This is a genomic window from Microcoleus sp. D3_18a_C4, from assembly GCF_036702415.1.
In the GTDB taxonomy this organism is placed as follows: domain Bacteria; phylum Cyanobacteriota; class Cyanobacteriia; order Cyanobacteriales; family Microcoleaceae; genus Microcoleus.
Genome location: NZ_JAUBTI010000003.1, coordinates 23,860 through 36,245, shown reverse-complemented (window position 1 = coordinate 36,245; position 12,386 = coordinate 23,860). Strand labels below are relative to the sequence as shown.

General features: G+C 47.8%; 13 protein-coding genes and 1 pseudogene. 9 read left to right on the top strand and 5 right to left on the bottom strand.

Features of this window, described 5'->3' with window-relative positions:
* Nucleotides 1–144 precede the first annotated feature (144 nt).
* Nucleotides 145–417 carry a hypothetical protein gene (locus QUB16_RS02390; protein ID WP_333313756.1) on the top strand — a complete coding sequence of 91 codons (273 nt, stop codon included), beginning with the start codon at nt 145–147 and terminating at the stop codon, nt 415–417.
* Nucleotides 418–672: 255 nt separating this feature from the next.
* Here the strand turns inward: QUB16_RS02390 and QUB16_RS02385 are convergent, their stop codons facing one another.
* The 5 genes from QUB16_RS02385 to QUB16_RS02365 all read right to left on the bottom strand — a co-directional run bounded on the left by QUB16_RS02385 (nt 673) and on the right by QUB16_RS02365 (nt 6,800).
* Nucleotides 673–1,644, bottom strand: a complete 972-nt coding sequence (locus tag QUB16_RS02385; protein ID WP_333313755.1) for a transposase — start codon at nt 1,642–1,644, stop codon at nt 673–675.
* Nucleotides 1,625–2,056, bottom strand: coding sequence for a helix-turn-helix domain-containing protein (locus QUB16_RS02380; RefSeq protein ID WP_333313753.1), 432 nt, complete (start codon nt 2,054–2,056; stop codon nt 1,625–1,627). Before QUB16_RS02380 ends, QUB16_RS02385 begins: the two co-directional genes overlap by 20 nt.
* Before the next feature lie 515 nt (nt 2,057–2,571).
* Nucleotides 2,572–4,533 (bottom strand): ATP-binding protein, encoded by a 1,962-nt coding sequence (locus QUB16_RS02375; protein ID WP_333313751.1) that lies wholly within the window; start codon nt 4,531–4,533, stop codon nt 2,572–2,574.
* Nucleotides 4,534–4,561: 28 nt separating this feature from the next.
* Entirely contained in the window at nt 4,562–5,836 is a 1,275-nt protein-coding gene (locus tag QUB16_RS02370) for a DUF4255 domain-containing protein (protein WP_333313750.1), read from the bottom strand.
* A gap of 139 nt (nt 5,837–5,975) precedes the next feature.
* A complete protein-coding gene (locus QUB16_RS02365; protein ID WP_333313749.1) occupies nt 5,976–6,800 on the bottom strand; it encodes a response regulator transcription factor in 825 nt (274 codons plus the stop codon).
* 313 nt (nt 6,801–7,113) lie between these two features.
* Here QUB16_RS02365 and QUB16_RS02360 point away from each other — a divergent pair, with 313 nt between their 5' ends.
* From QUB16_RS02360 to QUB16_RS02325, 8 genes and pseudogenes are all read left to right on the top strand, one after another.
* Nucleotides 7,114–8,886 carry a phage tail sheath C-terminal domain-containing protein gene (locus QUB16_RS02360; protein WP_333313748.1) on the top strand — a complete coding sequence of 591 codons (1,773 nt, stop codon included), beginning with the start codon at nt 7,114–7,116 and terminating at the stop codon, nt 8,884–8,886.
* Nucleotides 8,887–9,150: 264 nt separating this feature from the next.
* On the top strand, nt 9,151–9,672 hold the full coding sequence (locus QUB16_RS02355; protein WP_333313747.1) for a phage tail protein: 522 nt from the start codon (nt 9,151–9,153) through the stop codon (nt 9,670–9,672).
* Nucleotides 9,673–9,711: 39 nt separating this feature from the next.
* Nucleotides 9,712–10,224, top strand: coding sequence for a phage tail protein (locus tag QUB16_RS02350; protein WP_333313745.1), 513 nt, complete (start codon nt 9,712–9,714; stop codon nt 10,222–10,224).
* 134 nt (nt 10,225–10,358) lie between these two features.
* Nucleotides 10,359–10,862, top strand: a complete 504-nt coding sequence (locus QUB16_RS02345) for a phage tail protein (protein WP_333313744.1) — start codon at nt 10,359–10,361, stop codon at nt 10,860–10,862.
* Nucleotides 10,862–11,212, top strand: coding sequence for a hypothetical protein (locus QUB16_RS02340; RefSeq protein WP_445251090.1), 351 nt, complete (start codon nt 10,862–10,864; stop codon nt 11,210–11,212). The genes QUB16_RS02345 and QUB16_RS02340 overlap by 1 nt, the downstream gene beginning before the upstream one ends.
* Nucleotides 11,213–11,219: 7 nt before the next feature.
* A complete protein-coding gene (locus tag QUB16_RS02335; protein ID WP_333313742.1) occupies nt 11,220–11,552 on the top strand; it encodes a hypothetical protein in 333 nt (110 codons plus the stop codon).
* A gap of 14 nt (nt 11,553–11,566) precedes the next feature.
* Nucleotides 11,567–11,698 (top strand): annotated as a pseudogene (locus QUB16_RS02330) (DUF6760 family protein); the annotation flags it as partial.
* Between the two features lie 224 nt (nt 11,699–11,922).
* On the top strand, nt 11,923–12,386 hold a 464-nt coding region (locus tag QUB16_RS02325; RefSeq protein ID WP_333313741.1), incomplete at its 3' end, for a hypothetical protein.

Sequence of the window (12,386 nt, the reverse complement as noted above, 5' to 3'; positions counted from 1 at the left end):
CCTACTACCGGGTTTGAGCTTGCTTGTAAGTGGAAAAGGAACTATGGGAAATATCAAGTTAAAGAAGCCTGGTTTATTCTCACGGACTTAGGCTCATTGCGAGCAGCGATCAATGCTTATAAGCAGCGGATGGGCATTGAATAAATGTTCCGAGACTGTAAAACAGGAGGCTACGATATTGAAGAAACAAGCCTCAAAGGGAACCGACTTATTAACATGATTCGGCTCATGACACTGGCGTACACTTGGGCAATATTTCAAGGTAATGAACTGAAGAAAAAGCAGGTACAAGAATATGTATCTCGTCGCACAGAACCAAAGAAAAAATATCGCAGACGGAGTACATTTGGTGTTGGATTAGATGGAGAAAAGTGGGTTAATTATCTAGAACAATATTCTTTGGAGGTGGAACAGTAAACGCAAGTTAACTCCTTCTAAACGCCGCTTTTATCAACAAGGTATGCGGGCTGCAACCCTTATACAGTCTATCTCGTAGACCTCTTTGTCACCCCCCCCAGCGATTTGCTAGAGGTTTCACTGGCCTTGTAGTCATGTAGCGCGCCCTGGCTCAAGTCCGAGCGCCCCACTGATGGGGGTTTGAAATGCAAGTTTCAAAGGGTGCGGGGTAAGTTCCGTTTAGTGTGACATACTCCCACGTCAAGCTGAGTACAGCTATGGCGTGGGCATCTTTGCAGCCCGATGAAGGGTGTGCAAAATTTCCTTTGCGGTACTATCATCTATAGTTCCTACTATAGAAAGATTCCCGCTACGGCGTTTTCTCCTTGGGAAAATGCCCAACCCAAGTCTCTTTAAATTAATCGCGGCGTTAACATCGCGATCGACCATTAAAGAATGTTGCTCATCCCAATAGCTTCGCATACCGCAATCGGTGAAAACAATTTCATTCCGATAGCACAGAACCATTGAGGTATAAGCAGGTTTTTGCTCCACGACGGCTGACCCAGCTTTTGCGGCTATGTATTCCAGCGTCTTGAAAAATTGACCAAACGCAGCATCCAACCAAGACTTATTTAGTCCTGATTTAGCTGATTGACCGTTTGGGAGGTAAGTACCCTCATCATCTTGCTTAACTTTATTCCGCTTCGTTAAGCCTTTTAAGTTTAAGTCCTCATGAAAAAAGAATTTAGCTCCAGACCTCACAAGTCTGTGAGCTGTTTTGTAGTGGAAGTCTTGGCGAGAACGCGCTATTTTTTGGTGCTGTCTCGCTTCTATTTTGGCTAATTTCCGTCGGGCTTTAGAACCGCGCTTCCGTTTGTTCCGCTTCCTTGATATCTGGTCTAACTTAGCTTGGTTTTTGCGAAGCGGTTTTAACGAAGGTAGCTTTTCCCCTGACGATGTTGCTAAATAGACATCTTCATGCAGCACCGCATCCAATCCAATTGAGTTATCCCAGTTTGGGGTAACTTTATCAGGAATAAACTGGGGTACTGAAGCGTCTTCAAGCATTATCTGGATGAACCAACCGTCAGCCTTTCTAGTTACACTAATTTGCTTTGGGGTGAATCCATCGGGGACCCTGCGGTGCATCCGAACTTTTATGACACCCAACTTCGGCAATCGGATATAAAACCAATTCTTGCGAACCAGCTTAATCCAGTCGTTATTAGCCGTAGAAAAAGTCATCGTCCGGTAATCCGCTGAGCGTCTTGAATCGGGGCTTACCCGATCGCCCGCCTTTACTGTCCCCTACGATAAACCGCTCAAAGGCTTTATCTACTCGCTTAGAAACATCTTGCAGAATAGTTGAATCTACCTGCTTGAAGTCCAATAGCTCGCCACTGTGGAAGACTTTTACTAGGTCTTTTTTGATGACTGGTAATTGTTGTTTTTGGGAATAGTAGTTAGGCTGCGCGCGGGGCGTAGAGATGCTAGCAACTAATGGGCAAGCATTTATAGCAGTCCGGTTACTCTCCCACCAATCAAATCGATCGCCTAGCTGCCTGTTGTACCAATAGCGACAAATTCTCAACCAATGATTTAGGCTTAACTTTTGAATGGTGTTGGGATAGAACTGATACTGATATGTTACTTTCATTGCGCTACGACCTTTACGCATTTGCTGAGAATAAAAATACCAGAAAAAACTATATTGTGTCAAGCAGTAATTTAATAATTATGTCAAGTAACGATGTTGGCAAATAAAGATTTGTTCATCTCGTCATCCACACCTTCATTGCTCGCCCGCTATGCTGGCGAGGACATGAAAATGTGGAATCCTCGATTCACGCGCCTCTCATCCCACACTAATCGAAGCGACAAGCGTGTGGGGATTCCCGTCTGACTAGCTAAACTCCAGGTCTCAGATGATTCACTTTTACCCCCTCAATCCGCCGGTAGTGCCAGTTGGGGGTGCGGAATGTGGGTTCTAAACGTTGCTTTTATGAACAAGGTCTGAGGGCTGCAACCCTTATTCGGTCTATATCCTAAGCCTCTTTGTCACCCCCCCAGCCGCAATTTACAATTATGAGTTAGCTGACGGGGCTTCAAATCAAAACTCTTGACTATAACATAATTTTTTTTGGCAAGACGTCTATTGCCTTACCCGATCGACTACGAGCTAACCCATCCTTTCACTTCACTATCTGTTAATGGTTTTTCCACTTTCGTACTCTCGCTCCGAGCAGCACTTAACAAATGTTTCATTGTCACAGCTTCATTGGCATCGGCCGCCAAAAAAGCAGCATTCATCGCAATATTGCGAATATTTCCCCCTGCAACGCTGAGTCTCGCCAACTTATTAACATCCACTCCTTCTAAGGGGGTTTCTTTGGGAAAAATGCGACGCCAAATTTCAGCTCGTTGAGCTGCATCGGGAAAAGAAAACTGCACGACGAAGCGAATCCGCCGCAAAAAGGCACTGTCCAGCGCTCCTTTTAAATTAGTCGTTAAAATTGCTAACCCCCGATAAGCTTCCATCCGTTGCAATAAATAGCTAACTTCAATATTTGCATGGCGGTCGTGGGAATCTTTGACATCCGAGCGTTTGCCAAATAAAGCATCCGCTTCATCAAACAGCAAAATTGCTCCTCCGCCTTCCGCCGCATCAAACACCCGCCTCAAGTTCTTTTCCGTTTCACCAATATATTTACTAACAACTGCACTTAAATCAATGCGATACAAATCTAAATTTAATTCCCTAGCAATTACCTCCGCTGCCGTTGTCTTGCCCGTTCCGCTAGGGCCAGCAAATAAAGCGCTAATCCCTAAGCCCCGCCCTCCTTTACCGGCAAACCCCCAACGCTCATAAACTTTAACTCGCTGTCGGACATGGGCGATAATCGCTTGTAGCGTTTGAAACTGCATCTCTGGCAACACCAAATCATCCCAGCTAGCGCCTGCGTCAATGCGCTGGGCTAAATCTTCCATCCGGGGACGAGCTTGGGCGCGACACGCTTCCCACAAAGCATCGCTGAGGGTCTGAGAATTATCCTCTACCTCTATCTGCCCCAAGGTACTCGCACAAGTGGCTTGAATGGCAGGGGCATTTAAGTTGAATTGTGCCACCCAATGATCGATCCCCTCTGGCAACTCTGCTGCGAAGGCCCCTAGCGCTTCTTCCCAAAGCAAATACTGTTCAGAGTGCGTGGGCTTACTGACATCTAAACTCACCAGCGGGCGCTGGCGTTGGCGGATACGCTCTTGTGCTGTCACGATTAGAGGGCTATTGATTTGCTCAATTAAGCGAGCGATCGCGCTACCATTGCGCTCAACATCCGTTTCATCACAATCCAACACTAAAGCGCTATTGCACAACACCGCTTCCCGATCCCACAAACGCAAAAATTGCCCTAGTTCGTTAGCATTGCTGGGCAAATTATCTGCCAGCACCAGATGCAAGCTCAACCCCAAAAGTTTACACGCTCCTGCTGCGATCGCCCGCTTGCTCGCCAGGTCTTCTCCGCACAGCAGCACTGCTAGCAACCTCTCACTCCCTGCCGCCTGAGAAAGTGTTTGCGCCAATTGTTCGGCAAGGTGTTGGTGAGAAGGCACTAACTGACTAGACTCCCGTACAGGCTCAATCATTCCTGCCAAGCGTTCGTCCAGATGTTGAACTCCGGCGAGATAGTGCAAAATTCGCTCGTCAATGCGGAGGGGACTTTGAGTTAAGGTGGCACCCCCTCCCACTTCAATCAGTCGCCAGCGACGCAGGGGAGCATTAGGGGTGAGAGCGTTCCAGTGCGGCGCATCTAAGGCGCTCAGCGCTAAGCTGAAAGTGGGGTAAGGTTTTTGAGGCTCGCCTTGGGCGAGCGCGCACAAGCTGGCAAAACTCGCATCCAATTCCATGCCTGCACACAGCAGCAGCAAATCTCGTTCAAAGGTCGATAAGCCAAAGCTGTGGCAGAGTTGTTCGAGCGCTGAGCTTTCCCATTGCTCCTGACCTGCAGTCGGCGGCTGTTTCCCGTTCTCTGCTTGCCCAGCCTTGTGTTCTAGGGCTTTTCGCACTTTGGCGAGGGCAGCCATTAGGGACTGTTGGTTCAATTTTTGCCAGTCTTGCACGGAAACAACACTCATTTCTTTCAATTTAGGGGATGGCACAGGATTAAGGGATGGCGAGCGCAGGGTCGATATACTGCTCAAACGTTGGACTATTGGCATCGCTATCGACTTGCAGCCTACTCTCTGCGCCGTCCACCTGAATTCTAAGCAAGTATTCTCCCGCTTTCACTCCTTGCAAGGTAAATAGGAGATTGCTGCGATCGCCATTGCGGGGTTGGGCGCTGAACAGGTAAGCTTCTGACTGGGTGGCTGTACGTTCGTTGAGAATCAGGAGCGATCGCTGCCCAGAACCCACAATTACGTCGGTTACTACTTCAATCTCGGCGGTGCGCGCTTCGTCGTCACTGCCTTCTACACTGAGCAAATTCACCTCCAGCACGCAGGGCCGCAACACGAAAGGCGCTACATTCGACTCAACGCGCTGCTGGAGCATTCGATTGGCAGTTTCTCTTTCCTCTGCTCTTTGTCGGTGGATCACTTGCAAGCCCTGAACCCCTGCTCGCATCGCTTCTATCGGGATCAAGGACAGGGGTAAAGTCATTTCTGTCTCTTGTATAGTTGGGGGTGCTACCTCAACCCCGCAAACTCGGATTAAGGCCAGAGCGTTCGCTAGCATTTTACCGCGAATCGCTAACGTGCTAGTGGCGAAAATCGGTTGATCTCGACCTTCGGCTGATATTACTGAGTGAATTGCAGGCTGTTTGCCGAAGATCCACCCGCTGACGCGGCGATCGCGAATTGGCAATGATATTGCCACCGGATCTTCTCCTTCGAGCACTACAACTGTAATTTTATAAATAACTGATAAGACGTAGGGCGTTTGGAGAAAAACTGACCAAACTTTTGATAATTCATCCGTTGAAATTGGAACGAATTCTGCCCGAATCATCTCCATTTGTTCGGATAAGTCAGAATTTGCCAAAAAGGGGTAGCTCGGATCGCTGGCTGTTTCACGAATCATTTGAGCGGATAAGATTCCTCTGTCCTCGAGCGTCCGCATCACACTTCCTAATAAGCGTTGGGGTTCTAGTTCCACATCATTCCCATAACAACTAATGAGGTAATATAAATCGATCGGCAACTGATTTCGCTTCACCAATTCGCCTTTTCGTTGGCGCGGTGGCATATCTGCGTTCCCCAGAGCTGTGTTGCGTTTAACGTGATAAAGGTAAAGGCTAATTCCAGTTTCTGGCGTCCCTCCAGAATTTTCTGGGCGAGTGGTAGTGACTCGCGCGCCCTCTACATCGATTTGGACTGAGCGCTGCAATATTTTTTGCAATGTGGCTGTGACTGTCGCCATCGCTAAATAATTACTCATGGCATTGATTGTAAAGCAGTACACGCTCTAAAAATGGGATGATTTAATGACTAATTACTAATTGCTAAATTTTTTCTGGCTTTCCCATTAGCTATGAGCAGCTAACTTGGAGCTTTTAGCTATCAGTTTTTAGCCTGCTTCAAACAAGGTCAAGTTTCAATGATCTCACAATTGCCTGGCTGCGGTTTTTCACGCCTAATTTTTCAAAAATCGAGGTTAGGTGGGCTTTGACAGTGGCTATAGTAATGTAAAGGCGCTTTGCAATCTCTTCATTACAAGACCCCTTGACTAATAATTCTAAAACTTCCTGTTCTCGCTGGGTGAAGCGGTACGGGTGGTGGCTATCCCAGTTTGTCACCGACGAGGGCGAGCGCTTAGCATTAGTAAGACGAGCTTGTCCGTAAAGGTGAAAACCCCGGAAAAACTGAGTTGCTACTTCAGGACACAGATAAACTTGACCGCTGAGTACCGTAAGCATAGCAGAGCAAAGTTGGGACGGCAAATTTTCTTTCAATACATAGCCAACAGCCCCTGCTTGCATGGCTAGAAAGATCACTTTTTCGTCTCTTTCACTTGAGATCGCTAGAATTTTGAGTTTCTCTTGATTTCTCTTGTTAAATAAATTGTTCAACTCGACAATAGTATTAATTGCCTCCTCTCGCTCTTGATGAAAATCTATATCCAATAGAATTAAAGCTGGCTGTTGTTGAACAGCTAGCTTTATTGCTTCTGGTTGCGTCTCTGCTTCCCCAACTACATTAAATTGCCATAATGGGTTAATGTTATAGAAGCCAAACAAGTTTTTTAAACTTTGAAAAAACAAAAGCTCTTGAGCTACAAGTATGAGGGGGATGATTTTAAGCTGATTATTTTGAGGGCTAGTTGAGCTAGAAAAATGTTGCGGAGTGACCCCATAATTTTCATTCGTTTTGGATGGTGAATTATTAATGATGAGTCCGTGCATAATACAAGAGTCCCCCTGTTCAGCATTCAGCATTTATTACGTTAAAACAAATATAGCACCTATCTAAAGGCATAAATTACCAACTCTTAAACTTTATTCATAAATTAATTAGCTCCAGTCACCAGTGGTTCTGTGAGGGAATTTTCGACCAAAGTCTATAACTCCTGCTCGGTGTTACCCCTTAACCTGTGTGTAGTCAGACAAACAAGCTTCAAGAAAAATCTTTGCCTTCTTCAGTCATGTCGCTATCAAGCAAAGCGAAGCGCGTGAAACTGGGGCAATTGCGGGCTAGCGTTGCAGGATATAAAGAATTATGGCAAGACTTGACTATTTCGCCCCTGGGGTTTATGTAGAGGAAGTTGACAGAGGCAGTCGCCCCATAGCGGGCGTGCCGACAGCCGTTGGGGGATTTCTCGGTTTCACCGAAGATGTCCGAGGCGGAGCCGAAATGTTTAAGCCGACGTTGGTGACAAGCTGGAACCAGTACCTCCAGTATTTTGGACGCCCCAACTCTGACGGCTTTACCGACTTCGGCGCTTACCTTCCCTTCACCGTGTACGGGTGGTTTTTAAACGGCGGCGGCCGCTGTTGGGTGACGAGCATTGGGACTCGGTTGCCCGGTTCTGCAGCGCCGGACCCAAATACGGTAGGTACAAAGGTTTTGAACCGCGCCAAGCGCCCTGCGCTGCGGTTTTCCTTAGCTCAAGAGAGAGCGATCGCCCCAACCAGCAGCAGCGAGGCACTCCTACCATCTTCCGAACGAGCAATTCGGGTAAGGATTATGGATGGGGAACCCAAACCCCCAGCCCCAGCCCCGGCCCCAAGCTCGGACACAGACTCAGACGGCAGCCCAGAGGCAAGCTCCGAGGCTGTCACCGTCATCCCTGCCAATACAGGGGAATACTTCACTATTGTCATTACCCAAGGCGGGGAAGAGCTAGAGCGGTACGAACACCTGACCATGAACCCCGAAGCTGCCCCCGAAGTGACAGATTATGTCGTGACTGCCTTTGGGGAGTCCCGCTACCTTCGGGCTACAGACATCTCTCTCACGGGTACCCCCTTGGCGCGGCGTCCCAGCAACGGGCTGTTTGAAGTTAGCCCGCCTCCGGTGCAAGTACAGCCAGAACGCTTCAGCCAGTATGTAGAAGGTACACAGGATGACCGCAGCGGCGTGCGCGGCTTGTTCGAGATTGACGACGTGACCATCGTTGCTTGCCCGGACTTGATGAAAGTTTACGAAGCAGGCTTGATGAACCTAGACCAAGTTCACGGCATTATGGACATGATGCTCAGCCTGTGCGAAGGAGCCGCAGCAGGCGACATCCCCAACCCGCCGAACCGTATGGTTATCCTCGACGCCCCTCCAGATCGCGTCAGGCCGCAAGATGTGGGTCGGTGGTTAACTGAAGAATTTAACCGCCGTTCTCCATTTGGCGCTCTCTACTACCCTTGGATCAGGGTTCCGAACCCCCGCAACGGAGGTCGCCCCATTGCCGTCCCGCCTTGCGGATACGCAGCCGGCATTTGGTCACGAGTCGATGAAACCAGGGGTGTTCACAAAGCTCCTGCTAACGAAGTGCCTCGCGGTGTCATCGGGCTGAGCTATGACTGCAACTTCCGGGAACAAGAGTACCTCAATCCCCTAGGGATTAACTGCATCCGCAGTTTCCCTAACCGAGGCCTTCGCCTTTGGGGGGCTCGCACCCTCGTCGAACTGGATGATATCCAGTGGCGCTATATCAACGTCCGCCGCTTGATGAGTTACATCGGGAAATCGATTGAAGAGGGGACGCAGTGGGTGGTATTTGAACCCAACGACGAAGACCTCTGGCAGCGGGTCAAGCGCACTCTCAGCAATTTCCTTGACTCCCTGTGGCGGGAAGGAGCTCTGGCAGGAAGCAACCCCGGTCAAGCTTATTATGTCAAGTGCGATGAGGATATCAATACCCCGCAAACAATGCTCCAGGGTCGATTGTACGTTGAAGTTGGTGTCGCTCCTGTCCGCCCTGCTGAATTTGTGATTTTCCGAATCAGCCAGATTACAGGCAATGAAAATGAGGAGTCCGGCGGCCCCTTTGGTTAACGCGAGAAAGTAGAGGGCAGGAAGTAAGGAAACTCGGTTAAGCAATCTTAATAAATTAAGTTTTGCCCTGTAGGAGTACTTCTCCTGTAGTTGCCTCAAAAACTCGGAACCTCTGTCTTCTCTAGGACTTACGCATAACTGATATATATGGTGTTTTGTAGGGCAATTCCCCCGTGGTTGCTCTGCTGATAAGCAAGTGGTTGCGTAAGTCCTGTTCTCGTTTGAGGGAATCAACTACTAAAAATCTGAGAAAGGAAGGGAAATATGGTAGGAGTCATTACAACTGTTGCGTCTCGCTTTTACGTGGAGTTTGACGGCATTACTCAAGCTCAAATTAAGAGCATGGCTCAGATTTCATACGAAGGTAAAGTCACGGGAAATGCCAAGCCAATCGGTTCAACCAAAGGGGGAATTCACGATCGGCAAACTACCTCTGGCGGCTACGATTCTAACCCCGCTATGACGGTTGAAGTTTACCTGTGCGATGACCCGCGAAGCGCTAGTGCTCAAATGTACAACTGGTTCCAAGAATGCTTGCCACCAAGCGAGGGGGGTAAAGGGAACTGGTCAAATAATCGCAAAAATGGCTCGGTTGTTGTTTACGATCCCAATGGTCGGGAAATAATGCGCTGGAACTTGGAGCGAGCTTGGCCGAAGAAATACTCCGTTGCTGATGCAGATGTTACAGGTCAAGACTTAGCAGTAGAAACCTATGAACTCGTAGCTGAAGGCATCAATAAAGTAAAATCGGTGAGCGGTAGATCCCTTACTTTTGGCAGCGCCTAAGAATTATTGAGAGAAAATTGATAGGGAGGATGAGTTAAAATGACCGCAATGGGAACTGATAGAAGCCTCATGGAGTACCTGACGGTTTCTCGCTTTTACTTAGAAATTAATAACAATACGCAATTACTAATTTCTAAAGCCAGCGGACTGTCAATTACGATCGATCCTGCTTCGGAGGGTAAGCCGATAGGAACCCGCAAGGGATTGATGACTGATACACAGACCACTCCAGCCACAGTCAGCTATCAAAATATGACCTTAGAGTTTGTTACGGCTGCTGACAACGATATCCTTTTACAATGGTATGTGGATTCACACCCGAAAGCAATGGGCGGCGGCGGTCGGGAGACAATGAGTCGGCGTTATGAAGCTTCCTTGATCTTCTACAAACAAAATGGTTCTGAAGGAGCACGGTGGAATCTTCGGGATGCTATTCCTGCTAAATATAAAACCACTCAGGTGAAAGCTGACAGTGCTGATATCTTTAAAGAAACCATTGAGATTGCTCATGCAGGAATGATTCGGGTTCCGGTGGGAGCAAGCAAAATGTAATCTGCTTAGAGATTTCCCAAACCTCTGAAAAATAGAACTTGGTCTAACCCCTTTCTTCAGGGGTTAGGCAGAAAATAGGTTTTAGATTGTCTCACGTATCAAGCCTGTTTAAGTTTCCAAATATTCAAACCAAGATGACAATTAATCAGGAACACTTAAAAGAAAACTTAGCAGAAATACTGACAGTATCCCGGTTTTATGTAGGCTTAAACTTGGATGGAAGTATTGAGCCAATAGATGGTTATTTTATGGAGTGTAAAGGGTTTAAATATACCCAGAATGTCATTGAATTAGCTGAAGTTTTTCCTCAAAATTGGGGCAACGCGACGCGGGGACGAGTCATCCGCACGAAAATGCCAGGGAATGAAAAAGTGAATAACATTAATTTACGGCGGGGTTTGAGTTCTTCCATGACTTTGTGGAACTGGATAGAGGAGGTGCAGTCAGGTAACTGGGCCGATCAATTACGCAATGGTCGTTTAGTCATTTACCGCCAGAACGGTGAAGAAGGCGCTCGGTTTGCCTTTGAAGGCGCTTGGCCAGTTGGCTACAGTATTGCCGATAGTGTTGTCTCTGGTTCGGATCTGGCTTTTGAGGAGCTAGAATTAGCCGTAGAAACTTTTGTGCGGATTCTCTAATGATACAAACTGAGTTTGAGTTTACCCTTCCGAAAGGATACCTTGACGAACAGGGTAATTTGCACCGCAAGGGAATTATGCGGCTCTCAAGGGCGATCGATGAAATTGTACCGATGCGCGACCCCAGAGTGCAAGCGAATCCAGCTTATGCAACGGTGATTATTTTATCTCGCGTGATTAGCCGGTTGGGGGCGCTGGAAGATATTTCGCCGATAGTGATTGAGAATCTCTTTGCTAGCGACTTGAGTTACCTGCAAAAGTTTTATCGGCATATTAATGGGTTAGAAGAGGAACAAGCTGCCAATCGAGTTACCTCTGCTGATACTCCCACTTCTATGCCCCTGGTTTAAAGTTGCTATGTTTCCAGATCGCAATTCTTACACGACTTTTAGTTTCTCGCTGCCGCTGGGATTGCTCGACAGCGAAGGAACCTTGCACCAAGATGGAGAGATGCGCCTTGCTACAGGTAAAGATGAACTTTACCTGCAACGTGACCCCCCCAGTTTAGACAATCCTGCTTATGGCACTCTGGTGATGCTGTCGCGGGTGATTTTACGTTTGGGGGATTTATCTGCGTTTACTCCTGAAGATTTAGAAGGGTTATTTCTGAATGACTGGCAATATTTACTGGATGTTTACAACTTAATTAACCCCCCAGAAGGGACTCTTTCTGCAATGGGGGAGTTCTAGGCTACCCCCAGGAGGAGTTATATCGGGAGGTAGCCTTTATTGCTTTTCATTTCCATTGGTCGCGGGAGGAGATTCTCAATTTAGACCACGCGGAACGGCAGCGGTGGGTGCGGGAAATTGCCTATATTGCAAATCCTGATTCATAAGTTATTTTTTTGTCTGGGTTTTTTAGCCACCAGAAAGATGAAGTTATATAAATTTATATGACGCTGATTGTTTGATCTTAAGATTAGACAAAAGTCTAATCTTTTCCTTCAGCAGTTTTTGGTTAAATATTATTAGCGTAGGATAAGCTCTATCTGAGCTGCGAAGGTGCGACAACTGCGGAAGATGGACTGGTCAAGGAGCTAATAGCAGGGAGGCGGTTAAGATGAAGGCACGGCTGAAGAAACAACAGCATAATCATAATGATGTAACTCCATTGATGCCGACTGCGGTGCAGGCGAAGTTGTTGCCGGAGGCGCGATCGCTCAACAGCCCCTTTAGCAAGTCAGAGACAGCCCAGAGCATTTCGCAAGAAGAACAAGGAAAGGATAAGGGCTTTAACTTTGGGGAAGTGCCGATTTTTGCAGCGGAAGCGACCGCCACAACGCTCCCGCTTCAGCGTAAGTTTACTGTGAGTCTCGCCAGAGACAAGCAGGGAGGACAAGCTGCTGGGTTACAGGGAGTTACGGCAACTCAGGTAGGGCAGCAACAACCTGTGCAAAGGAACGCTGAGGAGCAGGAAGAACCCGCCCAAGCGAAGTTAGAACCGGTTCAGCGTCAGGAAGGGGAAGAGGAAGACCCGGCTCAAGCGAAGTTGGAACCCGTTCAGCGTCAGGAAGGAGAAGAAGA